Consider the following 25899-nt stretch of genomic DNA (forward strand, 5'->3'; position numbering starts at 1 on the left):
CCAGTGGGTCAAACGACTTGGACACTTGTCCAACTAGCTCAATCTCCCGCACCGCAGGCCAAGCCACAAGCGATTTCGGCGGGCTTTACCGGCTCGAAACACAACCGTTCGACGGCGGACATGCGGCCGCGCCCTAACCTGCCCGAAACATCCGCCTCGCACGCTGTGAGATCTCGGCGGCCGCACAGTGCGGCACCGCCGACTGGAACGCCGAACTGGAAGGCTCTCATGGAGACCGAATTCACCCTGTCCCTGCCGCCGTGGCTGACCGAGCTGGTACCGGGACTCCCGCGCATCCTGCCGACCCTCGACGAGCGGATGGCCTTGGTGAACTCGCTGGCCGACCGCAACTACCGCGAAGGCAATGGCGGCCCGTTCGCCGCGATCGTCGTCGACGCCGTCACCGGTGAGCTCGTCTCGGTGGGTGTCAACGTGGTGCTGAGCTCTGGTGTCGCCGGAGCGCACGCGGAGATCATGGCGCTGGGGCTGGCGCAGCGGAGCACCGGCTCCTGGGATCTGGGCGCCGACCCGGCCCGGCCGCTCGAACTCGTGGTCAATTGGCGCCCGTGTGTGATGTGTTACGGCGCCACCATGTGGTCGGGGGTGCGCCGACTGGTGGTGGCCGGCTCTGGGGCCGAACTCGAGGCTCTCACCGGCTTCGACGAGGGTCCCATGCGCGAGGACTGGGCCGAACAGTTCGAGGCCAGGGGCATCACCGTGGTGCAGGGTATTGGCCGGGACGAGGCCCTGCGGGTGTTCCGCGACTACGGCGAGGCGGATGTGCTGGTCTATAACGCCCGCGGCGGACTCGGCTGATCGGGCCCGCCCGGCCGCCTGCGCGCCGGGCATGCCTCTGACCGGCTGCCGACGGAGAGCGTCGGGCAGCCGGTCAGAGGCTCTGTCAGTCCGTTCCGATCAGGCCTGGCTCGTCGGCCAGGTCGAGATCCCCTGTCGGCGTCGCATGCCGGCCAGCAGGATCAGCAGCAGTGATCCCACAGCAATCGGGATCAGGGCGATAGTGAGCACAAGTGTCGTGTTCGCCCCGGTGTTCGCCAGCGCGGTCGGCAGGAAGCCGGCAGCTGTGGAACTCGCGACTCCTATGGTCGTGCCGGCCGTGTTCGGGCCGGTCGGAGCCGGGATCACCGTGGCGCCGGGCACGGTCGGCTGCACCGGGGTGACCGGGGTGACGGGACTTACCGGGGTGACCGGGTTGGTCGGTGCGATCGGGTCCACCGGGGTGACCGGGGTGACGGGTGTTACCGGGGTCACGGGCGTGACCGGGGTGACGGGTGTGAGCGGGTTCACCGGGGTGACAGGCGTGACCGGGGTGATGGGTGTGACCGGGTTGACCGGGGTGACAGGCGTCACTGGTGTGACCGGGGTCACCGGCACCGTGGTCGTGCTGCCGGAGGTGGTCGAGTCACCCACCACCGAGATCGAGTTGCCGGTCACGGTGACGGGAAGTAGACCGCCGAGTACAGCCTGGGTGCCGCCGAGGAGGCTGTCGCTTCCGGCGGTCGCGGCGTCCGGTTCGGAGACACCGGCACCGGGACCCGCCGTAGTGGTGTCGGTGCTGGCCGAGTCGCCGACCACAGAGATCGCGTTGCCGGTCGCGGTGACGGGTGCCACTGCGTCGACGACCGCTTGGGTGCCGCCGAGGGTGCTGTCGTTTCCGTCGGTGCTGGCGCCATCCGTCGGGGTCGCTGCGGTGGTGCCGGCCGGCGCTACCGCAGTGGTGGTGTCAGAGCTGGTGGAGTCTCCGACCACGGAGATCGCGTTGCCGGTCGCGGTGACGGGTGCCACTGCGTCGACGACCGCTTGGGTGCCGCCGAGGGTGCTGTCGTTTCCGTCGGTGCTGGCGCCATCCGTCGGGGTCGCTGCGGTGGTGCCGGCCGGCGCTACCGCAGTGGTGGTGTCAGAGCTGGTGGAGTCTCCGACCACGGAGATCGCGTTGCCGGTCGCGGTGACGGGCGCCACCGCATCGACGACCGCTTGAGTACCGCTCAGGGCCCCGTCGCTTCCGTCTGTTGTGGCCGCCTCCGTCGTTTCCGGTGCGGCTGTCGTCGTTGCCGGGGCAGTCGTGCTGGTGCCGGAGCTGTTCGAATCCCCGACTACGGAGACCGAGTTGCCCGACTCGACGACGGGTGCCGCCGCGTCAACCACTGCCTGGCTGCCGCCGAGGATGCTGTCGCTTCCGCTGGTGGCGGCACCGTCTGATGTGCCGGCATCCGTGGCACCGGCCGCAGGAGCGGAGGTGCTGGTGGCGGAGCTGCTCGAGTCGCCGATGACGGCGATCGAGTTGCCGGTCACGGTGACGGGGATGGCGGCATCGACAACGGCCTGAGTGCCCGACAGGATTCCATCGGAGCCCGAGGTGTCTGGTGCTTCTGCGGCGTTGGCAACGCCGGCGCCGATGACCGACAGGCCTCCGGCGAGGAGGGCGCAGTAGAGGCCCTTTTTGACGTACGAGAACATGGTTTTACTCCTTGATTGAATGATGTTGTGCTCCCTGACGGGAGACTGTGGTCGCGGTCTGCGGGAATTCAGCAGCGCGACCCATCAATCAGGAGTGGACCCGGGGTCGAACGAGGGGTTGATCGGAAGCGCGTCGCCGGCGTCCGGCGACGAGTGGAATCGGCTGGAGGGCACGGGGAGCAGACCGGACGGCGTGGTGGTCGCAGCCAGAGGGCCGTTGCCCGTGCCGGAACTCGTGATTGAGCCACCCGGGGACGCGGGAAGCGCCACAGGGGCGAGCGGGGAACCGAACGGCGCCGCCGGAGCGGTGGGCTCCGGTGTGCCCGTCATTGTGGGCACGGCGGCGAACGCATCACTGCCGGAGTGAGGCGCGGAGAAGGTGGCCCCCACGATGCTGAACGGGTTCGTTAGAGCCGGGGTCGACGCTGCGGCGGAGGAGTCAGGAGCCACGGGAAGCGCAGCCACCTCGCCGGGAACGGGCACTGCCGGGGCGGCGATGCCGGTTGCGGCATCCGGCACGATCGCAGGGTCGAGCACGGGCGTGACGACTGCATCCAGGATGGGCGACGCGACAGGGGCGATCGCACCGTTGACGGCGGGTGGCACGACGGTGTCGATGACCGGGGTGACGACGATGTCGACGACCGGAGTGACGACGATGTCGACGACCGGAGTGACGACGGGGGCGACCACCGTGTCCACGACGGCGCCGGTTGTGGGAGCCACAACTTCATTCACGACCGGCGCAACCACGGTGTCGAGCACCGGGGAAGCGATCTGGTCGACAATCGGTTCGAGAGCGGGCTGGGCGATCGGTTCGACAACGGTAGCGACGACGGGCGTCACCACGGCCTCCACGGCGGGAACAGCAGCCACGACCTCGGTGATCGTCGTGTCGACGGTCGTGACAACCTCGGCGACCTTTACGGCGTCCCGCACCGGCTCCGGTACCGAGACGACGGTGCCCACGGTGTCGACGTGGTCATCCACGGCGTCGACGACCGGGGCCGCCGTGTCCAGAATGCCGCCTATAAGCGAGTCATCGGTGTCGGCGGGACTGGCCGCGGACGGCTGGGTCGAGGCGGATGCCGATGACGCGGTGGAGAGAAAATCCACGACAAGCCAGGCGAGGACAACCATGGCGGCGGCGAGCAGAACGCGCAACGGAAGCATGAAATGCATTTCACGTCGTTGTTCCACGTCATTCACCCCCCGGTGACTTCGTCTGAATGTCAGAACACCACAGGTTTCGCGCAAAGTCCAGCAATTGTGCACAACCCGGGTCCGGCGGCGTTCGGGTGGCGGTGCCAAAACGGCCGGTCCGCCGCCACTCGCGACTGCCCCCGAGGAGAGTTAACTAGAGGAATGACACCCAGCCAGCGGCGCATCCTCGTCGTCGCCATCCTGTCGTCGTTTGTGGCGTTCCTCGATGGCTCGATCATCAACGTCGCGCTGCCGGCCATCTCCCGGGAGCTCGGTGGCGGCCTCGCCCTGCAGCAGTGGGTGGTCGACGGCTACCTGCTCAGTCTGGGCGCGCTCATCCTTGTCGCCGGGTCGCTCTCCGACACCTTCGGCCGGGTGCGGGTGTTGCGGGCCGGGCTGCTCTGGTTCGGCATCACCTCGCTGGCCTGCGGGCTGGCGCCCACCGGTGTCGTGCTGGTCATCGCCCGGTTGCTGCAGGGGGTGGCGGCGGCACTGCTGGTGCCCAGCTCACTCGCCCTGATCACCTCGAGGTTCAGCGGTGTAGCGCAGGGCAAGGCCATCGGGGCGTGGACCGGTTGGACCGGAGTGGCCGGCATCGCCGGACCGCTGCTGGGCGGCATCCTGGTGGACTCGTCGAGCTGGCGGCTGGTGTTCTTCATCAACGTGATCCCGATCGCGGTCACGATGTTCCTGCTGCGCCGGGTGGAGGAGCCGGCACGGCCCGCAGGGCGCGCCCGCGTCGACGTGCGCGGTGCGGTGCTGGCCGTGGTGGGGCTGGGCGGGCCGGTCTTCGCCCTCATCGAGCAGGGCCGGTTCGGCTGGGCCAGCCCGGTCGTCTACCTGCCGATGGCGGTCGGCCTCGTCTCGTTCGCGGCCTTCGTCTGGTGGGAGGCCAGGGCGCCGCAGCCGATGATGCCGCTCGGGCTGTTCCGGGTGCGCAACTTCGCCGTGGGCAACATCGCCACCGTGGGCATCTACGCGGCCCTCAACCTCGGCTTCTTCCTCTTCGCCCTCTACCTGCAAGAGGTCGGCGGCTTCTCGGCGACCCTCGCCGGATTCGCCGGCATCCCGGCGACTGTGATGATGATCCTGTTCGCCACGACCTTCGGCACCCTGGCCGGCCGGTACGGGCCGCGCCTGTTCATGACCGTGGGCCCGTTCGTCGCCGGCACGGGATTCCTCATCCTGCTCACCGCGGTGCCGCCGGTCGACTTCTGGCTGCACGTGCTGCCGGGGATCGTGCTGGTGGGTCTCGGCCTGTCGATCACGGTGGCGCCGCTCACCTCGGCGGTGCTCGGATCGATCCACCCCGGCCAGGCCGGCATCGGATCGGCCGTCAACAACGCCGTCGCGCGCGTCGCCGGCCTCATCGCCATCGCCATGACCGGCACCATTGTCGGGTCCACCCTCGATGTCGCCGGCTTCCAGCGCGCGATGGTGGTCGTCGCCGCGTTGATGTTCGCCGGCGGCATCGTGTCGTGGCTGGGCATCCGCACGCCCGCACCGACGTCGGATGCGCCGGCCGCGGCCATCGGGGAGCCAGCGTGACCATGCCGCACCCGTTGTTGTTCGACGAGCCGGATGCAGCGCTGGACCGCCTGCGCGCCGTCTGCCTGGCCCTGCCGGAGGCGGTCGAAGTGCTCGCCTGGGGCCGACCCACCTTTCGGGCCGGCAAGAAGATCTTCGTCACCGCAGGCGCGAGCATGGACCGGCCGCACAGCCTGGTTTTCAAGCCCGATCCCGACGAACGGCGGGCGCTCGTGCAGGACGACCGCTTCTTCATCCCGCCGTATTTCGGGCCGGCCGGCTGGCTCGCCCTCGATTTCGACTCGCCGCACACCGACTGGGTGGAGCTGGCCGAATTGGTCGAGACGTCGTACCGCCAGGTGGCACTCAAGCGTCAACTGGTGCAATTGGAGCGCTGGAGGGCAGAATCGGCGTCCGACGGCTCCGAATAGCTGCTATAGTTTTCAAGTTGTCTTCGAGCGTTTACGCTGCAGAAGTCACCACTGCGCCCGTAGCTCAACGGATAGAGCATCTGACTACGGATCAGAAGGTTGGGGGTTCGAATCCCTTCGGGCGCACAGGTTGAAAGCGGTTCACTTCGGTGGGCCGCTTTTTTCATTTCTCCGATCCGGGTACTCTCCCCAATGCGTTGCCGCTGACCACCGCGCGGCGGCCGGTGACGCGCTCAAAGCACCATGCGAGATCCCAGACCGAGGAGGAGCAGCAGATGAGCATCACCGAACCATCCGCCACCAAACCGACGGTAGTACTCGTGCACGGCGCGTTCGCCGAATCCTCGAGTTGGAGCGGGGTGATCACCGGTCTGCTCAACGAGGGATACCCCGCGGTCGCGGTCGCCAACCCGTTGCGTGGCGTGACATTCGACTCGGACTATCTGCGGGACACGCTGGCCGACATCACCGGCGACATCGTGCTTGTCGGGCACTCCTACGGCGGCACCGTGATCAGCGGCGGCGGGGCTGGTAATCCCAACGTGAAGGCTCTCGTCTTCGTCGGTGCCTTCGCTCCGGAGGCCGGCGAGACGCCGGGCGAGCTTGCGGCCAAGCTGCCCGGTTCCAGCCTGGGCGACACTCTCACGCAGGTGAAACTCGCCGACGGCGGCGTCGACCTCTACATTCGGCAAGACCAGTACCATGCCCAGTTCGCCGCCGACTCGCCGGCCGCGGTCGCCGACGTCATGGGGGTCACCCAGCGCCCCATCCGGGAATCCGCTTTCGGTGAGGCCTCCGGCGAACCCGCCTGGAAGACCGTGCCGTCGTGGTTCCTGTTCGGGGCGCTCGACAAGAACATCCCGGCGGCCACGCACCGATTCATGGCCGAACGCGCCGGCTCACGCAAGACGGTCGAGCTGGCCGGCGGCTCTCACACCGTCGGTATCCCGGAGGCGGCCAAGGTCATCCAGCACGCCGCGTCGTCCATCCCGGGCCGGGACATCGTGCAGGTACTCACCGAGATCCCCGTCGACGTGTCTTCCGGCTGGCACCACCACCCGGGTGAGGAAGTGGGCTACATCGTCGCCGGCCGGGTGCGGATGGAACGTGAAGACGGGGAAACTCAGACCCTCAACGCGGGCGACGGGTTCCTCATCCCGCCCGGAGTGCCCCACAACGCCACCGACCTGGGCCCGGCCACCGGGCAGATGCTGTCCACCTACATCGTGGAATCGGGTCGGCCCGTGGCCACCCTGGGCAGGTGACCCTGCCCAAGAGCGATGGGGGATGAGCTTCGCCTAGGCTGTCGCGGCGTTCTGCTGCTGGTGCGCGAGCTCGGCGAGCACGCCGGCCAGGCGCCGGCCGAAGTGCGGGGGCACATTCGCGGGCAGCGCGTCGACGGGCCACCAGGCCACATCCTCGCTTTCGGCGCTTGCCACCGGCGCAGCCTCGGGTCTGGCGATCGCGGCGAAGCCCACATCCCAGTGCGCACTGCAGCGAAACCCTCCGCCCAGTTCGTGCCGGTCAAGGTCGAGGATTCCGTCGTCCGTCGGCACGAGGTCGTCGATGCCGCACTCCTCGCGAGCCTCCCGATAGGCGGCGTCGGCCACGGAGCGGTCGGTCGGCTCGACGTGGCCGCCCAGCTGCACCCAGAACTGGCCCTTCTTGTGGAAGCAGAGCAGCACCTGGGCCAGATCGGGGGTGAAGACGAAACAGCTGCCGGTCACGTGCTCCGGGCCGCCGTCCCGCTCCAGCGCGGAGGCCGGCGAGCCGGTGACGAACCATAGGTAGTCCTCCCGCAGCGTGGCCTGCTCGGCGCGCAGCGGCATCCACCCTCGAAGCCGCGCGATCAGGTCGTCTGCGGGGGTGGGAGATGCGGCGGGGAGCGGCGCGGGAGGCCCGTCTGTTGAGGTGAGCGGCGCGGCTGGGCGGGGTAAGGAGGCCATATCTGAGGGTAGCCGCCGCCAACTGTGCCCCGTGCGGACAACTGTTACCGGCACACCGGGTGCCAATGTCCGAAGGGGCAACTATTGCGTCGGCGCCGATCGGGATATCGTGCGCGTCAGTCACGACGGCCGCCGCAGCCACGCTCGCGCCGCTGCCGAGACCAGCCGCAACACTCCAGCTCCATCGAAGCGAAGTGAGGCTCCTCGTGATTCCAGACACCGCTCCAGCCCGCACCGGCTGGCATCGGCGGGCCGCAGCCGCGGTCGCGCTGCTGCTCTCGGCCGGCCTCGTCGGCTTTGCGGCCGCACCTCCGGCGCTGGCCGCCACGACAGGCACGGCAGACGTGACAATCACGGGTGGCGGTGCCGACTTCTACTTTGCCAACGTCCCGGCTATGTTCATCGGTCAGGTGAGCCCCGTCGAGCGCTCCCTGGGCTGGCCGACCGGCACCGTGAGAGTCATCTCCAATGAACCAGGCAATCCCACGGATGAGACAGAGCTCTTCTTCCAGGGCGAGGGGGGCCTTTTTTCGAGCTGGGCGTATCCCACAGAGGTTGGCGTTCGGCAGGTCACCGTCGAGTATTCGGGCGATGCCACTTTTGCGCCCAAGACTCAGGTTCTCGACTACCGTGTGCCGCCGGGCCCGCTGACAAAGACCACACTCACTGCCAGCTCGACGGGACCGGTGGCTGTCGGCCAGACGGTCACTTTCACGTCGAACACAACAGACGACGAGGGCAGGACGCTGGAGGCAGGTGGCGCCACGGGCCGGGTCTCCTTCTTCGATAATGGCGTGCTCTTCGGTGACCAGATCGAGGTGACATCCGGGACGGTACCGGGCAAGACGCTCTACGCCACGAAGTCCAGAACGTTCACTTCGGCTGGCGTGCACACAATCACGGCTCTCTTCGAACCGGGGTATACGTTCTATTACGAGTCGACATCGGCACCGGTGGTGATCACGGTGACCGGAACGCCGACGCCGAAGCCGACGGCCACTGCGACGCCCAAGCCCACCGCGACACCGAAGCCGACCGCCACTCCCGCTCCGCCGGCCACGCCGGCGGCAGTCGGCGGCTCGTTCACCGTCACGCCTCGCGGCACCGTCAAGGCGGGCGCCACCGTGCGCGCCACGGCCGAGATCCACGCCCGGGCGACCGGTTCGGCCGTGACCGGCTCGGTGCAGTTCTACGACGGAAAATTCAAGGTCGGCAAACCGGTGGCGCTCGTCAAGGGCCAGGCATCCGTGAAATACACGAACCTGACGGCTGGGCAGCACGTGCTCAAAGCCAAGTACCTGGGCACCGGCGCCTTCGTCGCCGCTTTCACCCGCAACGTGACCGTCACGGTGCGCAAGTGACCCGCTGACTGTGCCCCGTGCGGACAACTGTTACCGGTGTGCCGGGTGCAATTGTCCGCACGGGGCACTTTTGCGACCGGCGCGCGGTCACTGGGCGTGCTGGATGATGAAGTCGGTGCCGGGGAACACCAGCGACTCGTGCCCGTCGTCGAAGGAGACCAGGTAGGGCGGCTCTCCGTCCGGGCCGCGAACCTCGCGAACGGTTCCGTGCCGGTCCGGTGTCGAGTCGGTCTTGCCTCGAATGATGATGCGGTCGTTCTCTGCTGCGCGCATGGCGCTCACCTCCTGACGGGCAGGCTACGCTCGCACTCACCCAATGCACAGGGCCTCCACGCCGGGCAGAGCCGGTCCCGACGGCAAAATGAGATAACCTTAGTTCCGTTGTGCGAACGAGGCCTACTGTCAGCGCGGGTTCACACCCCTGGCCCGAATGCGGCGGTCCGGGCCTCGTTCGCCACAAGGATTCTCGGCCAGGCAACGTTCGGGTCGCCAGACCGGGAAGGCAATCCTGCAAGGGAGTGCCACGGCGGGGTGAGGGGTAGGGCCCTTACCTCGCCGCTAATCCGCCGCTAACCTCGTCCGGGCTCCTGGTCAGAGCCCAGGCGCAGCCGGTCGCAGAGCGCCGTGAGCTGCACCAACTCGTCGGTGCTCAGGCTGTCGCCGATGCGCGCCGTGATCGTCGACATGTGGTCCACCGCCACGCGCCGGAACAAAGCGAACCCGGCATCCGTCAGTTCGACGATGGCGCCACGGCCATCGTCGGGGTCGGCGTGCTTGTGCACGTACCCGCGAGAAGCCAGCCGGTCGACCAGACGACTGACGCTCGGCTGGGTGAGCAGCACATGCTTGTTGAGTTCGCGAAGGCGGATGCTGCGCTGCGGCTGACGGGACAGGTTGAGCATCACGTCGTACTCGTTGAAGGAGATATCCCGCGAAGGGAAGTCTTCGGCCAGGCTGCGCATGATGGCGACCTGGGCACGAAACAGCGACTCCCACGCGTCGACGGCCACCGCTCGATCCACCATGGCGCCTCCTCGTCCTGCCCAGGGGGCATCCTGTGTTCAACACTATTGGACGTGCGTAGTGCCTCGCCGCAGCCTAGCCCGATCGATCAGCCAATGCGCCGCGGGGGATGTCGTGACCGCGGGCGTAGTGCGGCCTATAGTGCGCGTATGGATGCTTCGTCGAGTCGGCGCCGCAGAGCCGCCGTGATCATCAATCCGAGCAAGTTCGGCGACCTGGCGGGAACCCGAAGCCTGGTGGACGCCTTCGCCGACAGGTGTGGCTGGGCCGAGCCGGCGTGGTTCGAAACGAGCAGGGACGATTCGGGCGTTGCGGCCGCCGTCGCGGCGGTCGCGGATGATCCGGATCTGGTGTGCGTGATGGGCGGGGACGGCACGGTGCGGGCCGTTGCCAGCGTCTTGCGCGGCACCGGACTGCCGTACGGCCTGCTGCCCGGCGGCACGGGCAACCTCCTTGCCCGCAACCTGGGAATCCCGGTGAATTCGCTGCCTGACGCCCTCGAGATCGCCTTCCTGGGCCAGGACCGGGCCATCGACGTAGGTCTCGCGACCTTCGACGACGGTGAAGAGCGCGCATTTCTCGTGATGGGAGGGGTGGGGGTGGACGCCGACATCATGGAGCAGACCGACGGCGCCCTGAAGAAGAAGGTGGGCTGGGGCGCCTACGTCGTGGCGGGCGGAGCGACCATGTTCCGCGGCGGCTTCGGCGCGACCCTGTCGGTCGACGGCGAGGAGCACGCGAGCAGCGACAGCCTCATGGTGCTCGCCTGCAACTGCAGCTCCGTCGTGGCGAACATCGAGCTGGCCACCGGAGCCCAGGTGGACGACGGCAACCTGGAGCTGGTGATGCTGCGCCCGAATGCCGTGGCCGGCTGGGTGGGGGTGGCCATCGATGTCGCCACTGGGATGCGCAACGGGATGGCCTCGCTGGGCCAATGGTCCGGGCGACAGTTCCACTTCGAACTGGACCGGCCTGTGCTCGCCGAGATCGACGGCGACCCTGTGGGGGAGACCCGCTCCGGCCGTTTCGGCGTGGACCCGGGCGCCCTGCTGGTGCGCCTGCCCGTGCCCGCCAGGCTCGGGTGATGCTCGGCGTTCAGTCGGGATGGTGGGGTTAACCCGCCCCGGGTCCGGGAGCCAGCTCGCTAGTGCGGGGTGGAACGCGTCCGTAGCGTCGGAGACAACGAAGTCCAGCCCCATCGTCATCCCGTGGGGCGGCCTTCCCGACAGATTGGAACCCGTGTGGAGGCGCTCAACGAGCTCATCGTTTCCTGGGCGGCATCCCCGTTCGTTCTCGTCGTCATCTTCCTGCTGGTCGCGCTCGACGGGTTCTTTCCACCCGTTCCCAGCGAACCCACCGTGGTGGCCGTCGCGGCGGTAGCGATCGCCACCGGGAGTCCGAATCCCTGGGCGGTGTTGCTCGTGGCGGCGATCGGCTCGTTCGTCGGCGACAACCTCGCCTTCTCCCTCGGCCGCCGGGTCGACCTCGAGAGCTTCCGCTGGACGAGCAGCCCGCGGGCGGCACGGCTGCTCGACCGCGCTCGCGGCGCACTCGAGCGTCGCGCGGCATCCGTCATCCTCACGGCTCGTTTTGTGCCGGTGGGCCGCGTCGCGGTGAACGTCATGGCGGGCTCGAGCGGGTTCCCCCGACGCCGTTTCGTGCCGCTCAGCGCGGTGTCGGGTGTGGCGTGGGCCGGCTACTCGGTTCTCGTGGGCGTCTTCGCGGGAGCCTGGCTTCGCGACCAACCTGTGCTGGGCGCGGGGATGGCGGTTGTCATCGCCCTCGGCGGCGGGGTGCTCATCGACCTCGTGCTCAGACGAGTGCGCCGTCCCTACGCGGGCAGCACCGCCGCGATCGCGCTCACCTCGATGAGCGCGCCGGGCACGCCGAGCCCGGCCACCCGTGCCGCGGTCACGAGCGGCGGAGCGCCCGCCCCGGCGAGTCGTGGGGCGATGGCGCCATAGGCGGCGCCGAGGTCGGCGTCGGCGACGATCAGCACGGTCCACTGCACGACGTCGGCCAGGGATGCACCTGCCGCTTCGAGCGCCACGCTCGCGTTGTCGAGGGCGCGGCTCGACTGCGCGGCGACGTCGGTCGAGACGAGGGCGCCGTTCTCGTCGACCCCGTTCTGCCCGCCCAGGTAGATGGTCGTGGCGCCGGCCGGCACGATGGCGACATGGCTGAACGCCGGGCTTCGCACGAGACCGGCGGGTTGCAGGCGGATGATTTCCATGATTTCTCCTTCGCGTGCACTCGGCTGGTGGGCGGGACGACCGCCTGTTGGAGTGAAACTACGCCGCCGAAAGGGGTGTCCACCAGGGCCTTAGCTCACCCAAAGCGAACACAAGGTGAACTCGCAGGAAAATAACGATTAGATAACTGGCGCTCCGTTACCGCTTCGTTATATATTCGTAGTGCGTCAACCGTTTGCTGTGGCGGAAGACGCGAATGTGATTGCAGGACACTCTTGGTGCAAGGGAAGAGGGTCGGTCGTTTGCCTCTACGACCGGCCCTCAATCACGTTAACGGCCGGTAGGCGCGCCCGGGTTCTGCGAACGCCGCCATCCCGTCAATCGAGCTTGTCCAGACCCCGCGAGCAGGCCTGCGAACGCGACGACGGGGTGCGACACGCACACGCGTCACCGGGTCTCGACAGGCCCGACCTACGATCGGGCGCGACCCGAGGCCACCGAGGGCTAGAAGCGGTCGGGGCTGGGCGTGCTGGCCTGGCGGATCGACACGTCGGCGTGACGGTCGAAACGGTAGCCGACGCCGCGCACGGTGCGCACGATGTCTTCGTAGCGGCCCAGCTTGGAGCGCAGGCGGCGCACGTGCACGTCGATGGTGCGCTCGTTCGGCGCATCCTCTTCGCTGTCGGCGTCCCACAGCTTGGAGATGAGCTCGGCGCGCTCGATGGTGCGGCCTTCGCGCAGCACCAGGTACTGCAGCAGCTCGAACTCCTTGTAGGTGAGCGCCGCGGTCTCGTTGTCGAGGATCACGCGCTTGCGGGAGATGTCGACGACCACGCCGCCGGGGGCGCGGTCGGCGTCTTCTGCCGAGTTGCGGTGCTTGGCGAGGGCGGCCGGGTCCTGTAGGGCGAGGCGCACGACGTCCACGTCACGGCCGCCGACGCCCTCGGGTGCCAGGGCAACGGCGGCGTGGGTCTCGGCCGACGGGGCGATCGCTTGGGTGAGCTTCTTCAGCTCCTCGACGATGCGGTGCAGGCTCGTGCCGGCGGCAGCGGCCTTGGCCTCGTCGATGCCCACGTAGAGCACGAAGCCGCGGGCCTGGGTGCCGTCCGGCACGGCGCGGATGCGCGGTGCGGCCGGTGCGGGCGCCGGGGCGAGGGTGAGCTCGGGGCGGTAGGACTGGACGGAGCGGGCTGAGTCGATGTGTGCGAGTGACATTGGAGGAATCCTTGGATGTGATGATGCGCGTGACCCGGCGCCGAGGCGCTCCTGGGTTCAAGAAAGGGCGGCCGCAGCGGCCGGTGATGCGGGCGGACTCGAAGAGTGCCCTGGAGTCGGGCCTTCAGCGGCTACAGGAGAGCGGGTGAAGGACTATCGACTCGGCGTGAGTGTCAGTTGATTAGCGACACATTCGGCAACACGCCATCACGCTGCCGGGCATCATCATGCCGGCAGTCCCCAAAGCCTCGAAGGAGGTCGGGATGCGTGTGGAGGAAGTCATGTCTGTGAGTAAAGCCGACTATGACGAGTTGTGTCAATTCACTGAGACACGCTGCCCCGGAATGTGATGCACCACGTTCACGGTGATCCGGCGAAATCGGAGGATCTCGCAAAAAGGCCACTTTTGCAAAAGAAAACCCCTCCAAAAGGAGGGGTTTCAAAGTTTCGTGAATTTATCCACGATCGGCGTGGCGTGCGTCGCAGGATCTGCGGTAGTCCGGGCGCGCCGGAGTCGGCGACGCCCGTCACGCTGTCGGTCTAGACCAGGCCGTACAGGCGGTCGCCGGCGTCGCCGAGGCCGGGAACGATGTAGCCGTGCTCGTTGAGGTGGTCGTCGACGGCGCCGAGCACGATGGTGACCTCGCGGCCGGCCAGCGCCTTCTCAACGGCCGCAAGGCCCTCGGGGGCGGCGAGGATGCAGATGGCCGTGACATCCACGGCGCCGCGGTCGAAGAGGAACTCGATGGCCGCGATGAGTGAGCCGCCGGTGGCGAGCATCGGGTCGAGCACAAAACACTGGCGGTCGGACAGGTCGTCCGGCAGACGCTCGGCATAGGTGGTGGGCTGCAGGGTCTCTTCATTGCGGGCCATGCCCAGGAAGCCGACCTCGGCGGTGGGGAGGAGCTTGACCATGCCCTCGAGCATGCCGAGCCCGGCGCGCAGGATGGGGACGACGAGCGGCTTCGGGTCGCTGATCTTCACACCGTGGGCGATCGACACGGGCGTCTGCACGGTGACCTCTTCGACGCGCACGCCGCGGGTGCCTTCATAGGCCAGCAGCGTCATCAGCTCTTCCACCAGCGCCCGGAACATCGGCGACGAGGTGCTCTGATCACGCAGCACGGTGAGCTTGTGGGTGATGAGCGGATGGTCGGCTACGTGGACTCGCATAGGCTCAATCTACTAGCTCACGCGGGCATCCGGCTCTAGTGGGGCGGCCAGGAACGAGGTGACGTGGTGCGGCACAGCGACGAACACGCGGCCTGGATGCGGCTGGCCCTGCACGAGGCACACGGCGCGCTGGCCAGCGGGGACGTTCCGGTGGGTGCTGTCGTGCTGGATGCGGCGGGCCGGGTGATCGGCCGGGGCCGCAACGAGCGGGAACTCCACCAGGATCCAACCTTGCACGCCGAGGTCGTAGCCATCCGCGAGGCCGCCGCCGCGACCGGCGACTGGCACCTCACCGACTGCACACTCGTGGTGACCCTGGAGCCCTGCGTCATGTGCGCCGGCGCCATCGTGGCGGCCCGAGTGGCCCGGGTGGTGTTCGGCGCCTGGGATGAGAAGGCCGGGGCCGCCGGCTCGCTCTATGACGTGCTGCGCGACCGCCGCCTCAATCACCGGGTCGAGGTCGTCTCCGGGGTGGCGGAGGCCGAGTGCGGACTGCTGCTCAGGGAGTTCTTCGAGGATCCTCTGCGGCGTCCGGCAGGGCCGACAGCCACTCGCTGAACAGCGCACGGGAGGCCTCCTGCATGGCATCGGAGTGCAGTGCGCGTTCCCGACGCAGGTCGTCGGGGTCCAGGCCTTCTGCGCGCACTTCCTCCTCGGAGGAGGCCAGCCACTCTTCATGCATCTCCGCGGTCAGCTCGGGGTGGAACTGCACGGCGAGGGCCCAGTCCTCGATGCCGAACGCCTCGTTGCCGTATGCGTCGGAGCCCGCCAGCCGGGTCGTGCCCGCCGGCAGGTCGAAGGTGTCGCTGTGCCACTGCATCATCGGGATGCCACTGACGTGGCGGAGCGGCGAGTCCTGGCCGGCCTCGGTGGGCTCCACGAGGCGGAAGCCGATCTCGTTGCTCGGGCCCCGGTAGACCGGCGAGCCGAGCGCGCTGGCCATCAGCTGGGCGCCCAGGCAGACGGCGAACACTGGCCGGCGAGCCTCGATCCGGCCGTTGATCAGGTCGATTTCGTCGGCGAGCACCGGGAAGAGGTCGGTTTGGTACGCGCCCATCTCGCCGCCGAGCACCACCAGCAAGTCGGCCTCGGCCGGGTCGATGCCCCGCACGCCGTCGGCGCCGAGAGTGTCGACGTACCGCACCGTGTAGTCGTGTTCTAGGAGCACCTGCTCAAGGTTGCCGAGGTGGATCTCGTCGGCGTGCCGCAGCACGAGCGCGACGCGGCTCACGCGGTCACGCTCACTCACGGCCCTTGATGACGATGGTGTCGGTCGGAGGGCTCACGCTGGCCGGGTCGATGTACACGTCGGGCTCGAGGTAGATCACCCGCGCGCTGGGCACGGCCGCGCGCACCCGGGCTTCGATGGTGTCGATCCCCGCAGCCACGTCGGCGAACCGCTGGCTGGAGTCGAAGGACAGCTTGGCGGCGACGAGCAGCTCGTCCGGGCCGAGGTAGAGGGTCTTGAGGTGGATCACGGTGCGGGTCTCGGGGCCGGCGAGGATCGCGGCCTTGATGGCCTCGACATCCTTCACGCTGGCGCCCTCGCCCACCAGCAGGCTCTTGGTCTCGACACCGAGCACGATGGCCACCAGCACGAGCAGCACACCGATCGCCAGGGTGCCGAGGGCGTCCCAGGTGGCGTCGCCGGTGATCACGGTGAGGCCGACGCCGGACAGCGCCAGCACCAGGCCGGTGAGCGCCGCGACGTCTTCGAGCAGCACGACGGGCAGCTCTGGAGCCTTGGCATGGCGGATGAACTGCACCCAACTCTCACCCTTGCGGGTGTGGTTGGACTCCTTCACCGCGGTGCGCAGCGAGAACGACTCGAGTCCGATCGCGATGAGCAGCACCAGGATCGGCAGCCAGGCGTTCTCCAGCTCGTGCGGATTCTGCAGCTTCTCGATGCCTTCGTAGATCGAGAACACGCCACCGACGGAGAACAGGATGATCGACACCACAAAGGCGTAGACGTACCGTTCGCGCCCGTAGCCGAATGGATGCTCGATGTCGGCGGCCTTCTTCGACTTGCGACCGCCGATCAGCAGCAGGATCTGGTTGCCGGAGTCAGCGAGCGAGTGCACGCCCTCCGCCAGCATCGAGGACGACCCCGAGACGAACCACGCGATGAACTTGGTGATCGCGATGCCGAGATTGGCCAGCAGTGCAGCCACAATCGCCCTGTTACCGCCTGATGCGCTCATGCCCACAATCCTAGAACCGTCGGGGCGGTCCTGCGGCCCCGCTGCCAGGAGCACGGGCCGCACCCGGGCGCGAAAACTACACTGGGGGGATGACCTCGACCACACCCGTCACCTTGCCCGCCATCGCCTTCCTGGGCGCAGGTTCCATGGCCAGGGCCGTCCTGGCCGGCCTGCTCAAGCCCACCGTCACGGTGACCGGCGGCATCCGCACCACCAACCGCTCGGCGGCCAAAGCGGCCGAGCTGGCCGGCACCGCCGGCGTCACCGCCTGGGCCACCGAGACCGAGCCCAACGCGAATCGTCTCGCGGTAGCCGGGGCCGGCATCGTGATCGTGGCGGTCAAGCCCGCCATGGTGCCCGACCTGCTCGCCGAGATCGCCGACAGCCTGGACCCCGGCACCCTCGTGGTGAGCGTGGCCGCCGGCGTCACGATCGCCACCTTCGAGAAGCACCTGCCGGACGGGGTCGCGGTGATCCGGTCGATGCCGAACACCCCGGCCGTGGTGGGCATGGCCGTCACCGGGCTGAGCGCAGGCACCCGCTCGACGACCGAGCAGATGGCGCTGGCAACGGCGCTGTTCGAGACCGTGGGGGAGGTGCTCGTGGTGCCGGAGGACAAGATCGACGCGCTGAGCACCATCTCCGGCTCGGGCCCGGCCTACGTGTTCTACCTGATCGAACAGCTCACCCGCACGGCCATCGACAAGGGCTTCACCCCGGCGGAGGCGGCCACCATGGTCAACGGCACGTTCCTCGGCGCGAGCGCGCTGCTGGCGATGTCCGACCTCACGCCCTCAGAACTGCGCCGCCAGGTGACCAGCCCCAAGGGCACCACCGAGCGGGCCGTGCAGCAGCTCGAGACCGGCGACCTCAAGGGCCTGTTCGACCGGGCCACGGATGCCGCGCTCGCCCGGGCCCGGGAGCTCGCCGCCTCCTAGGACCCCGGAGTACTAGGAGCCGAGGGCGGCGAAGCGTTCGATGTCGCTCTCGGTGCCGGCGACGATGATGAGGTCGTGGTCGGAGACCACGGTCTCCGCCGTGGCGTAGGAGAACGGCCGACCGGGGCTCTTCACGCCGACGACGGTCACGTTGTGCTTGGTGCGCACGCCGGACTCGGTGAGGTTGAGGCCGCGGATGGGCTTGGGCGGGTACATCTTCACGAGCGCGAAGTCGTCGTCGAACTCGATGAAGTCCAGCATCCGCCCCGACACGAGGTGGGCGACGCGCTCGCCGGAGTCGGCCTCCGGGTAGATCACGTGGTTGGCGCCGATGCGCTCGAGGATCTTGCCGTGCGTCTGCGAGATCGCCTTGGCCCAGATCTGCGGGATCTTGAGGTCGACCAGGTTCGCGACGATCAGCACGCTGGCCTCGACCGAAGAACCAACCGCGCAGACGGCCACGGAGAAGTCCTGCGCGCCGATCTGGCGCAGGGCGTCGATGGACTTGGCGTCGGCCTGCACAGCGTGCGTGACGCGCTCAGACCACTTCTGCACGAGGGCCTCACTGTTGTCCACGGCCAGCACCTCGCGGCCCAGCCGGTCGAGCTTGCCGGCCGTCGCCGCACCGAAACGACCCAGCCCGATGATGAGAACGGGGGCGTCGTGCTTGATCCGGTCAACCAACGATGGGCCTTTCCTCGGGGCGTTTGAACAACTGTCTGCTCTGGCTCGCTGCCAGCGCCGCCGCGAGAGTCACTGTACCAACCCGGCCCATGAACATCGTGGCGGCCAGCACGTACACGCCCTCCGGCGGCAGTTCGGCCGTCAACCCCGTCGACAGCCCCACGGTGGCGAACGCCGAGATCACATCGAAGAGCACCACATCCAGCGCCTGCTTGGAGATGTGCAGAATCAGGATGGTGGACACGGCCACCGTGGTGGCGCCCCACAGCACCACGCTGACCGCCAGACGCAGGATGTCGCTGGGGATGCGGCGGCCGAACGCCTCCATCTGCTCCTTGCCCTGGGCCTCGGCGAATGCGGCCAGGAACAGCACCGCGAGGGTGGTCACCTTGATACCGCCGGCGGTGGACGCCGAGCCGCCGCCGATGAACATCAGCATGTCGCTGAGCAGCAGGCTGGAGCCGTGCAGGTCGGCGATGTCGATGGTGGCGAAGCCGCCCGACCGGGTCATCACCGACATGAACAGCGATTGAAAGATCGTGTCGCCGGCGTTCAACGAGCCGAAGGTCAGCGGGTTGTCGAACTCCAGGATGATGTAGAAGATCATTCCGACGACCATCAGCACGGTGGTGGTCCACAGGGTGAGCTTCACGTGCACCGACCAACGGCGCGGCCTGCGCCAGCTGCGGGCGAAGGTCATCAGCACCGGGAAGCCCAGGCTGCCCAGGAACACGCCCACCATGAGCGCGCCGAGGAACCAATAGTCGTTGGCGAATTGGTCGATGCCCGCGGCGTTCGGGCTGAACCCGGTGTTGGTGAAGGCCATCGCGGCGTAGTAGATGCTCTGCCAGAGGGCTTCGCCGGTGGGCACGCCGTCGATGAGCATCCGTGGGAACAACAGCAGCGTGACGGCAGCCTCGATGGCCAGGGTGCTGATGGCCACCGTGAGCAGCAGGCTGCCGACCTCGCCGAGGCGCACGGCCTGGCCCTCGTTGACCGGCCCCATATGGATGCGCGACGGGTTCGAGTCGCTGGCGGCCATGAGCTTGGCGCGCAGCCCCAGGCGCCGGGAGATGACCAGGCCCATCAGGGAGGCCAGGGTGAGCACACCGACGCCACCGATGTTGACGCCGACGACGACGAGCACATTGCCGAACGGCGACCAGTGCGTGGCCATGTCGACGGTGCTCAGCCCGGTGACGCAGATCACCGAGACCGCGGTGAAGACGGCATCGTGCAGCGGGGTCTCCGTGTCGCCCGCCGAGGCGATCGGCAGCGAGAAGAGCAGGGTGAAGAGCAGGATCAGGGCGGTGAAGACCAGAAGGGCGAATCTGGACGGAGACCGGCGCACCAGACCGTCAACGGAATCGCGGATCCGGCCGTACCAGGTGTCGGAATGGTGCGTGAATCGCACGTTGGGGGCCTGCGTTTTCACTCGAAGCCCCTTGCCTGGCCTGTGGGTCGCTGACAACTTGTCATATTACCCGCACCGGGAATGACTAGCCTTGGGGCATGGCAGACATCTTTGGCGTGGTGGCGGACTCGACCCGACGCGATATCTTACGCATTCTCCTCGAGCGCTACAACCAGTCCAGCGCCGCCCAGGGGGAGTTGAGTGTCTCCGACATCGTCAGCTCGCTCGGGCTGAGCCAGCCCACGGTGTCCAAGCACCTCAAGGTGCTGCGCGAGGCCGGGCTGGTCGGCGTGCGCGAAGAGGGACAGCACCGGTACTACCACCTCGACTACGCACCGCTGGAGGAGATCGAGGATTGGCTCATCCCGTTCCTCAGCATCGACGTGGCCACCACGGTCCCCGGCGCGTCCGACGAGACCGAGGTTCTCAAGGACGAGCAGCGTGCGTTCGCCGCGGCGATCGGCAAGGCGTTCGCCGACACGTCCTTCCAGATGTCGCACGTGGTCAAGGACAAGGCCGTGACGAAGAGCGTCAAGAAGTGGCGCAAGAACGACTAGCGATCAGGTGGGCTTCGTTTTAGAGTTGCGGCACCAACACCCGCCCAGCCGAGGGAGTCGCCGATGTCACGCGAGCTCTCCTCCGACGCGCGATTCGACGACCCCCGGTTCCTGACGGTCGCCGAGGTGGCGCTTCTCATGCGGGTCTCGCGGATGACCGTGTACCGCCTCGTGCACGCTGGCGAGCTGCCCGCCGTCAGGTTCGGCCGCTCCTTCCGGGTGCCGGAAGCGGCGGTGCTGAAGGCCATCGAACCACCGATTGCGCCAAGTGCGTAGGACACGACTTTCTTTATCCGTTAGAATGGGGTTTTCGTGTCGGTCGCGAATCCCGCGGCTAAACCAAATCTTTGTGAGGTCCGTGTGGGTTCTGTAATCAAGAAGCGACGCAAGCGTATGGCGAAGAAGAAGCACCGCAAGCTGCTTCGTAAGACTCGCCACCAGCGTCGTAATAAGAAGTAGACGGTCTCGACCGTTTTTATGAGCTGAGCGCTAGGTCTGTGACCTAGCGCTTTTTGCTTGCGTGGGCGGCCTTGAGCTGGGCGACCTTCATCTGCATGATCGGCCAGCCGCGCGCAGACGCATACCGGCGCAGAATCGCATCCGGGTTCACGGCGACGGGATTGCCGACGAGCTCGAGCAGCGGAATGTCGTTGTGCGAGTCGGAGTACGCCCAGCAGTAGGTCAGGTCGATGTCGCGAGCCTCGGCGAGGCCGCGCGCGACGACCGCCTTGCGGTCGCCGTGGCAGATGCCGTCCATGATCTGACCGGTGAAGATGCCGTCGACGGTGTCGAGCCGGGTCCCGAGCGCGCCCGTGAGGTCCAGGCGCTCCGCGATCACGTCGGCGACCTCCTGGGCCGTCGCGGTGACCAGCCACACCTCCCGCCCGGCGCGCAGGTGGGCGTGCGCCACGGCGACGGTCTCCGGCCAGAGCCGTTGGGTGAGCCTGGAATCGAAGATCTCATGGCTGAGGGAGACGAGTTCGTCACGGGTGTGGCCGGTGACGATTTCCATCGCCCGCAACCGGAGCCTGGCGATGTTGATGCCGTTTTCCCCGACCGCCAGGAACCGGGCCTGGTTCCAGCCGAAGGACAGGATATCGGCGAGGGTGATGAACCGCCGCCGCCAGGCGCCGACGCCCACGTGGTACAGGCTGGCGCCGCGCAGCAGGGTGTTGTCCACGTCGAAGAACGCGATCGCGCGGGGGCCGGATTCGTCGGACATTGCGCCTGAGTCTACCCAGGGTCGGGGTCGCCCGGCGGCCTAGGCTGGGGGCATGTCCACAGCGCACCTGACCCTTATCGGCAAGCCGGGGTGCCACCTCTGCGACGACGCCAGAACCGTCGTCACGACGGTTCTCACGGACCTGGCGGCCGAACCCGGTGCGCCCCAGGTGGTGCTCGAGGAGAAATCGATCCTCGACGACCCGGAGCTGCACGAGCTCTATGTCGAAGACATCCCGGTGCTGCTCATCAATGGGCTGGTCCACAACTATTGGCGCATCGATCCGGTGCGCCTGCACACCGCACTCTTGGAGGTTCGATGACCATTCTGCATATCGTGTCGTGGAAGCTGGCCGCATCGGACCCCGCAGAGAAGGCCGAGCATGCCGCCCAGATGACGGCCAGGCTCGGCGGACTCGTCGGTGTCGTCGACGAGATCCGCACGCTGCGCATCGGCCCCGACGTGGTCGGCGGCGCGAACTGGGACATCGCCCTCGTCGCCGAGTTCGACGACGAGGCCGCACTGGGCCGCTACCAGGTGCATCCGGCCCACGTCGAGGCGGGCCGCTACGTGAAGGCGGTCACCGCCGAGCGGATGGCCGTCGACTTCGTCGTCTAGTCGAGGTCGCGCTCGTCCGGGGCCGTCGCGCGCCCCGTTGCCCGCGCATCGTGCACCGCGGCCGCGAGAGCGGTGTTGTGGTTGCTTCGTAGCGCTGAGGTGACCGTTAACCCGCTCTCGCGGGAGGTTCGCGTCGTCATCGGGGCGGGTGCGGGGGTGCGGGCGCGAAAAAACGGCCGAGCGGGTGCTCGGCCGTTTTTCGGGTGGTGCTGGGTGTTACTTGGTGGCGACGGTGATGGTGGCGATGCCGACGAGGAGCTGGTCGGCGACGGCGTCGGTGTTGAAGGTGCTGTTGAGCAGGCCGGCGGCTTCGGCGGAGATGTGCACGGTGGTGCCGGTGAGGATGGCGTTGTCGCCGTCCATCTGGAGGGGCTTGAGGGTTCCGCCGTAGAGGTTGAAGAGGAGGACCTGGGTGGCGGCGGATTCGCCGTTGACGGTGACGTCGCCGAAGAGTTCGGAGGTGCCGGGGTCGATGGTGAAGTTGGTCAGTTCGACGACGGTGTCTCCGGCGGTGAGGGAGAAGCCGCTGCCTTCGTGTTCGATGTTGCCCTGGACGTAGGGGCGGTAGTCCTCGGCGGGGTCGTAGTAGTCGACGTTGCCGCCGGTGATGGGGAAGTGGAGGCTGCCTTCTTCGAGGGTGGCGGTGCCGACGGTGCCGGGGGTGAGTCCGAGGCTGGTGAGGGCGGCGGCGAAGTCGGCGTCCAGGAGGACGGCGGTGTCGACACCGGTGAGGCTGGGGATGGAGGCGACGGGGGTGGGGGTGGCTTCGGCGGAGCTGCTGCTGGAGCTGCTGGACGAGGAGGACGTCGACGTCGAGGCCTCGGTGGAGCAGGCGGCGAGGCCGGCGACGAGCAGGCCGGCGGTGGTGAGTCCGAGTGCGGTCTTGGTGAAGCTGCGCATGATGTGTTCCTTTGCTGTGGGGATGGTCTGCGGGGTGTTGCTGGTGTTGCTTGGTATGCAGGTGGTTCGGCCCCCCGGCAGAAACGGTTTGGTCGATGTGGAAAAAAGATTGACGGCAACAAAAATCGCGCCTGTCCAGAGGACAGGCGCGACTTGTGAAGCGGGAGGTGCGGGTTACGGCTCCAGGCGGGTCGGGCCGCGGAACAGGTAGGTGACCTCGCGGATGGACGCCTGGTGCAGCATCAGCATCAGCACGCGGGCCAGACCCATGCCGAAACCACCGTGCGACGGAACGCCGTAGCGGAAGAAGTCGAGGTAGCCAGCGATCTCGGCCGGGTCGACGCCCTTCTCGATGGCCTGCTCGGTGAGCACGTCGATGCGGTGCTCACGCTGGGCGCCGGTGGAGATCTCGGTGCCGTTGAAGATCAGGTCGTAGCTGTTGGTGAGGCTCGCGTCGCCCTCGTGGCGCATGTGATAGAACGGGCGGATGCTCGATGCGTAGTCGGTGAGGAACACGAACTCGTGCCCGTAGGTCTCGGCGACGTACGCCGCGATCTGGCGCTCGCCCTCCGGGTCCATGTCGTCGTCGTCGCGGGGAACCTCGTAGCCGCGGCTCTTGACGATCTCCTTGGCCTCGGCCAGCGGGATGCGCGGGAACGGCGTGCTCGGAACGGTGACCTCGACGCCGAACAGCGCGAGCACCTCCTCGCCGTGCTTCGCCTTGACCGCGGTGAACGCGGCCACGAGCAGGTCCTCGTGCAGCTGAATGACGTCTTCGTGGCTGTCGATCCAGCTGATCTCGGAGTCGACGCTGGTGAACTCGGTGGCGTGCCGGCTGGTGAACGACGGGTCGGCCCGGAACGCCGGCCCCACCTCGAAGATCTTGCCGAAGCCAGAGGACTGCGCCATCTGCTTGAAGAACTGCGGGCTCTGCGCGAGGTAGGCCTTGGTGTCGAAGTACTCCACCTCGAACAACTCGGCGCGGGACTCGCTCGCGCTGGCCATCAGCTTCGGGGTGTGCAGCTCGATGAAGTCGTGCTCGATCCAGTACGTGCGCAGCGCGTGCTCGAACGTGGTCTGGATGCGGAAGATGAGGTTCGACTTGGGCTGGCGCAGGTCGAGGAAGCGCCAGTCCATGCGCTTGTCCAGGCTGGAGTCCGCCGCGATCGGGGTCTCGGGGATCGCCAGGGTGACGACCTCGAGGGACGCCAGCTTGATCTCGATGCCGCCGAGCTTGACCCGCTCGTCGTGCTTGAGCTGGCCCGTCACGGTGACGAAGCTGCCCTGGGAGAGGCCGGAGATGGTGGTGGCCGGCTCGTCGTCGACGACGACACCCTCGGCATCCGTGGTGCGCGGATTGACCAGCTGCACCGCGCCGGATTCGTCCCGCAGAACGACGAATTGCACCTTCTTCTGGTCTCGGACGGTTTCGACCCATCCGGACACGGAAACGAGACCGTCGTCGAGGGCGGCAAGGTTCTTTATCAGTACGCGAGCATTCACCCGGCAAGTTTAGCCGCACAGCTCTCGGCGAATTCGCGGGTGACCTCTCCGTAGACTGGACGGCGTGGTAGCTAGCCAAGTACATCTCGTGCGTCACGGTGAGGTTTTCAACCCCCAGCGCGTGCTTTACGGCAGACTTCCCGGCTTCAGGCTGTCCGATTTGGGACAGCAGATGGCCGAGGCGGCTGCCGCAGACCTCGTCGCGCGTGCGCGCCCCGTCGTGCGGGTGATCGCGTCGCCGCTGCAGCGCACCCAGGAGTCCGCCGCCCCGATCATGGCGGCCTTCGGCCTGCCCATCCACCTGGACGAGCGCCTCATCGAGCCCGCCAACCGGTTCGAGGGCAAGCGGATGCGCGGCCCGGGCGGCGCCCTGCGTGACCCGCGCAACTGGCCCAGCCTGATCAACCCGGCCCGGCCCAGCTGGGGCGAACCGTTCCGATCTATCTCTACCCGGATGCTCGCGGCGATCGATGACGCCTTCCATTCCGTCGACGACGGTGACGTTGTGCTGGTCAGCCACCAATTGCCGATCTGGATGGTGCACCGCAGCCTGGCCAAGGAGCGTCTCGCCCACGACCCGCGCAAGCGCCGCTGCGACCTGTCCAGCATCACCACCCTGACTCTGCGCGGCAACGTGCCCGCCGAGGTCGCCTACGCGAGCCCTGCCGCCGCCCTGCTGGTTCCCGCCAATGACGTGGGTGCAGTGTGAGCCGGCCGCGCCGCATTGCGGCCATCCTCGCCGGGTTCGCTGTTGCTGCCCTGGTCCTCTCCGGCTGCTCGAGCGACGATTCCCTGGCCAACCAGTATCGGGAAGGCAACAGCAAGGGCTACATCGCCGGCGATGGCAGTGTCACCGAAATCCCCGCTGACGAACGCGGTGAGGCCATCGAGTTCGACAGCACCCTCGAAGACGGCTCAGCGGTCAGCTCCGCCGATTACGCCGGCGAGGTGCTCGTGGTCAACTTCTGGTACGCCAGTTGCGCCCCCTGCCGCGCAGAGGCCCCCGATCTCAAGACCATCAGCGAGCAGTTCGCCGGCGAGGGCGCCAGCTTCCTGGGAGTGAACGTGCGCGACCAGCCCGCCAGCGCCATCGCCTTCAACGAGGCCTACGAGATCAGCTATCCGTCGGCGATGGATGTCGACGACGGCGGCATGCAACTCGCCTTCAGCGGCAGCATCCCCCCGAACGCCGTGCCCACCACGCTGGTGCTGGACTCCTCCGGCCGGGTCGCCGCGCGCATCCTCGGCCAGGTCGACTCGCCGTCCATCCTGGAAACCCTGATCAAGGACACGATTGCCGAGGACGGCTAGGC

30 protein-coding genes, 1 tRNA gene and 1 pseudogene are annotated in these 25899 nt (G+C 67.7%); 17 read left to right on the plus strand and 15 right to left on the minus strand.

Translation table 11 applies throughout. The features are described 5' to 3' along the window. The first annotated feature begins 228 nt into the window (after positions 1-228). On the plus strand, positions 229-816 hold the full coding sequence (locus BJQ94_RS01080; RefSeq protein WP_265398949.1) for a nucleoside deaminase: 588 nt from the start codon (positions 229-231) through the stop codon (positions 814-816). Positions 817-915: 99 nt separating this feature from the next. On the opposite strand, the gene BJQ94_RS01085 is transcribed toward BJQ94_RS01080, so the two are convergent. Both BJQ94_RS01085 and BJQ94_RS01090 read right to left on the minus strand, forming a co-directional pair. Then, entirely contained in the window at positions 916-2475 is a 1560-nt protein-coding gene (locus tag BJQ94_RS01085; RefSeq protein ID WP_275875535.1) for a hypothetical protein, read from the minus strand. 84 nt (positions 2476-2559) lie between these two features. Continuing rightward, complete coding sequence (locus BJQ94_RS01090) at positions 2560-3657, minus strand: hypothetical protein (protein ID WP_265398947.1); 1098 nt, start codon at positions 3655-3657, stop codon at positions 2560-2562. A 183-nt stretch (positions 3658-3840) separates the two neighbouring features. Between BJQ94_RS01090 and BJQ94_RS01095 the strand changes: the two genes are divergently transcribed. The 4 genes from BJQ94_RS01095 (at position 3841) to BJQ94_RS01110 (ending at position 6901) form a co-directional block, all read left to right on the plus strand. Next, on the plus strand, positions 3841-5226 hold the full coding sequence (locus tag BJQ94_RS01095; protein ID WP_265398946.1) for an MFS transporter: 1386 nt from the start codon (positions 3841-3843) through the stop codon (positions 5224-5226). A 2-nt stretch (positions 5227-5228) separates the two neighbouring features. Then, positions 5229-5636 carry an MmcQ/YjbR family DNA-binding protein gene (locus BJQ94_RS01100; RefSeq protein WP_265399018.1) on the plus strand — a complete coding sequence of 136 codons (408 nt, stop codon included), beginning with the start codon at positions 5229-5231 and terminating at the stop codon, positions 5634-5636. A gap of 53 nt (positions 5637-5689) precedes the next feature. Next, positions 5690-5762: transfer RNA gene (locus tag BJQ94_RS01105), tRNA-Arg, on the plus strand. 149 nt (positions 5763-5911) lie between these two features. Then, complete coding sequence (locus BJQ94_RS01110; RefSeq protein ID WP_265398945.1) at positions 5912-6901, plus strand: alpha/beta fold hydrolase; 990 nt, start codon at positions 5912-5914, stop codon at positions 6899-6901. Positions 6902-6934: 33 nt separating this feature from the next. Here the strand turns inward: BJQ94_RS01110 and BJQ94_RS01115 are convergent, their stop codons facing one another. Further along, positions 6935-7582: an NUDIX domain-containing protein gene (locus tag BJQ94_RS01115; RefSeq protein ID WP_265398944.1), complete on the minus strand. Its 648-nt coding sequence runs from the start codon at positions 7580-7582 to the stop codon at positions 6935-6937. A gap of 65 nt (positions 7583-7647) precedes the next feature. Here BJQ94_RS01115 and BJQ94_RS01120 point away from each other — a divergent pair, with 65 nt between their 5' ends. Then, positions 7648-8943 (plus strand): Ig-like domain-containing protein, encoded by a 1296-nt coding sequence (locus tag BJQ94_RS01120; protein WP_275875536.1) that lies wholly within the window; start codon positions 7648-7650, stop codon positions 8941-8943. A gap of 87 nt (positions 8944-9030) precedes the next feature. Here the strand turns inward: BJQ94_RS01120 and BJQ94_RS01125 are convergent, their stop codons facing one another. Both BJQ94_RS01125 and BJQ94_RS01130 read right to left on the minus strand, forming a co-directional pair. Next, complete coding sequence (locus tag BJQ94_RS01125) at positions 9031-9216, minus strand: DUF1918 domain-containing protein (protein WP_265398942.1); 186 nt, start codon at positions 9214-9216, stop codon at positions 9031-9033. Positions 9217-9512: 296 nt separating this feature from the next. After that, positions 9513-9968: a MarR family transcriptional regulator gene (locus BJQ94_RS01130; protein WP_265398941.1), complete on the minus strand. Its 456-nt coding sequence runs from the start codon at positions 9966-9968 to the stop codon at positions 9513-9515. A 147-nt stretch (positions 9969-10115) separates the two neighbouring features. Between BJQ94_RS01130 and BJQ94_RS01135 the strand changes: the two genes are divergently transcribed. Both BJQ94_RS01135 and BJQ94_RS01140 read left to right on the plus strand, forming a co-directional pair. Further along, positions 10116-11051: a diacylglycerol kinase family protein gene (locus BJQ94_RS01135; protein WP_265398940.1), complete on the plus strand. Its 936-nt coding sequence runs from the start codon at positions 10116-10118 to the stop codon at positions 11049-11051. 156 nt (positions 11052-11207) lie between these two features. Beyond that, positions 11208-11669, plus strand: a pseudogene (locus BJQ94_RS01140) (DedA family protein); the annotation flags it as partial. Positions 11670-11797: 128 nt separating this feature from the next. Here BJQ94_RS01140 and BJQ94_RS01145 read toward each other — a convergent pair. The 3 genes from BJQ94_RS01145 to upp all read right to left on the minus strand — a co-directional run bounded on the left by BJQ94_RS01145 (position 11798) and on the right by upp (position 14546). Then, entirely contained in the window at positions 11798-12202 is a 405-nt protein-coding gene (locus tag BJQ94_RS01145; protein WP_345893497.1) for a RidA family protein, read from the minus strand. 460 nt (positions 12203-12662) lie between these two features. After that, positions 12663-13373 carry a winged helix-turn-helix domain-containing protein gene (locus BJQ94_RS01150; protein ID WP_265398938.1) on the minus strand — a complete coding sequence of 237 codons (711 nt, stop codon included), beginning with the start codon at positions 13371-13373 and terminating at the stop codon, positions 12663-12665. Between the two features lie 540 nt (positions 13374-13913). Next, positions 13914-14546: a uracil phosphoribosyltransferase gene (gene upp, locus BJQ94_RS01155; protein ID WP_265398937.1), complete on the minus strand. Its 633-nt coding sequence runs from the start codon at positions 14544-14546 to the stop codon at positions 13914-13916. Positions 14547-14609: 63 nt separating this feature from the next. Between upp and tadA the strand changes: the two genes are divergently transcribed. Continuing rightward, entirely contained in the window at positions 14610-15104 is a 495-nt protein-coding gene (gene tadA / locus BJQ94_RS01160) for a tRNA adenosine(34) deaminase TadA (RefSeq protein WP_265398936.1), read from the plus strand. Here the strand turns inward: tadA and BJQ94_RS01165 are convergent. Beyond that, entirely contained in the window at positions 15046-15777 is a 732-nt protein-coding gene (locus tag BJQ94_RS01165) for a gamma-glutamyl-gamma-aminobutyrate hydrolase family protein (protein ID WP_265398935.1), read from the minus strand. The two genes, tadA and BJQ94_RS01165, sit on opposite strands and share 59 nt — an antisense overlap. Before the next feature lie 10 nt (positions 15778-15787). Then, positions 15788-16750, minus strand: a complete 963-nt coding sequence (locus BJQ94_RS01170) for a cation diffusion facilitator family transporter (RefSeq protein WP_265398934.1) — start codon at positions 16748-16750, stop codon at positions 15788-15790. An 89-nt stretch (positions 16751-16839) separates the two neighbouring features. Here BJQ94_RS01170 and proC point away from each other — a divergent pair, with 89 nt between their 5' ends. Further along, the gene (proC, locus tag BJQ94_RS01175; protein ID WP_265398933.1) at positions 16840-17688 is read left to right on the plus strand and encodes a pyrroline-5-carboxylate reductase; all 849 of its coding nucleotides are present in this window, start codon (positions 16840-16842) and stop codon (positions 17686-17688) included. A gap of 12 nt (positions 17689-17700) precedes the next feature. Here the strand turns inward: proC and BJQ94_RS01180 are convergent, their stop codons facing one another. Both BJQ94_RS01180 and BJQ94_RS01185 read right to left on the minus strand, forming a co-directional pair. Then, complete coding sequence (locus BJQ94_RS01180) at positions 17701-18372, minus strand: TrkA family potassium uptake protein (RefSeq protein ID WP_265398932.1); 672 nt, start codon at positions 18370-18372, stop codon at positions 17701-17703. After that, positions 18365-19747 carry a potassium transporter TrkG gene (locus BJQ94_RS01185; RefSeq protein WP_265399017.1) on the minus strand — a complete coding sequence of 461 codons (1383 nt, stop codon included), beginning with the start codon at positions 19745-19747 and terminating at the stop codon, positions 18365-18367. The genes BJQ94_RS01180 and BJQ94_RS01185 overlap by 8 nt, the downstream gene beginning before the upstream one ends. 137 nt (positions 19748-19884) lie before the next feature. Here BJQ94_RS01185 and BJQ94_RS01190 point away from each other — a divergent pair, with 137 nt between their 5' ends. The 3 genes from BJQ94_RS01190 to BJQ94_RS01200 all read left to right on the plus strand — a co-directional run bounded on the left by BJQ94_RS01190 (position 19885) and on the right by BJQ94_RS01200 (position 20802). Next, the gene (locus BJQ94_RS01190) at positions 19885-20343 is read left to right on the plus strand and encodes a metalloregulator ArsR/SmtB family transcription factor (RefSeq protein WP_265398931.1); all 459 of its coding nucleotides are present in this window, start codon (positions 19885-19887) and stop codon (positions 20341-20343) included. A gap of 63 nt (positions 20344-20406) precedes the next feature. Beyond that, a complete protein-coding gene (locus tag BJQ94_RS01195; RefSeq protein ID WP_265398930.1) occupies positions 20407-20619 on the plus strand; it encodes a helix-turn-helix domain-containing protein in 213 nt (70 codons plus the stop codon). A gap of 84 nt (positions 20620-20703) precedes the next feature. Next, positions 20704-20802, plus strand: coding sequence for an AURKAIP1/COX24 domain-containing protein (locus BJQ94_RS01200; protein WP_003792170.1), 99 nt, complete (start codon positions 20704-20706; stop codon positions 20800-20802). A gap of 43 nt (positions 20803-20845) precedes the next feature. Here BJQ94_RS01200 and BJQ94_RS01205 read toward each other — a convergent pair whose 3' ends face one another. Beyond that, a complete protein-coding gene (locus BJQ94_RS01205; RefSeq protein ID WP_265398929.1) occupies positions 20846-21565 on the minus strand; it encodes an HAD-IB family hydrolase in 720 nt (239 codons plus the stop codon). A gap of 52 nt (positions 21566-21617) precedes the next feature. Between BJQ94_RS01205 and BJQ94_RS01210 the strand changes: the two genes are divergently transcribed. Then, positions 21618-21887: a glutaredoxin family protein gene (locus tag BJQ94_RS01210; RefSeq protein ID WP_265398928.1), complete on the plus strand. Its 270-nt coding sequence runs from the start codon at positions 21618-21620 to the stop codon at positions 21885-21887. Further along, on the plus strand, positions 21884-22183 hold the full coding sequence (locus BJQ94_RS01215) for a Dabb family protein (protein WP_265398927.1): 300 nt from the start codon (positions 21884-21886) through the stop codon (positions 22181-22183). Before BJQ94_RS01210 ends, BJQ94_RS01215 begins: the two co-directional genes overlap by 4 nt. Before the next feature lie 216 nt (positions 22184-22399). Here the strand turns inward: BJQ94_RS01215 and BJQ94_RS01220 are convergent, their stop codons facing one another. Together BJQ94_RS01220 and aspS are read right to left on the minus strand one after the other, a co-directional pair. After that, the gene (locus tag BJQ94_RS01220; RefSeq protein ID WP_265399050.1) at positions 22400-23083 is read right to left on the minus strand and encodes a hypothetical protein; all 684 of its coding nucleotides are present in this window, start codon (positions 23081-23083) and stop codon (positions 22400-22402) included. Positions 23084-23257: 174 nt separating this feature from the next. Next, entirely contained in the window at positions 23258-24586 is a 1329-nt protein-coding gene (gene aspS, locus BJQ94_RS01225; RefSeq protein ID WP_265400536.1) for an aspartate--tRNA(Asn) ligase, read from the minus strand. A 64-nt stretch (positions 24587-24650) separates the two neighbouring features. Between aspS and BJQ94_RS01230 the strand changes: the two genes are divergently transcribed. Both BJQ94_RS01230 and BJQ94_RS01235 read left to right on the plus strand, forming a co-directional pair. Beyond that, positions 24651-25295, plus strand: coding sequence for a histidine phosphatase family protein (locus BJQ94_RS01230; protein WP_265400537.1), 645 nt, complete (start codon positions 24651-24653; stop codon positions 25293-25295). After that, entirely contained in the window at positions 25292-25897 is a 606-nt protein-coding gene (locus BJQ94_RS01235) for a TlpA disulfide reductase family protein (protein WP_265400538.1), read from the plus strand. The genes BJQ94_RS01230 and BJQ94_RS01235 overlap by 4 nt, the downstream gene beginning before the upstream one ends. Positions 25898-25899: the final 2 nt, after the last annotated feature.

The organism is Cryobacterium sp. SO2, from assembly GCF_026151165.2.
In the GTDB taxonomy this organism is placed as follows: Bacteria; Actinomycetota; Actinomycetes; order Actinomycetales; family Microbacteriaceae; genus Cryobacterium.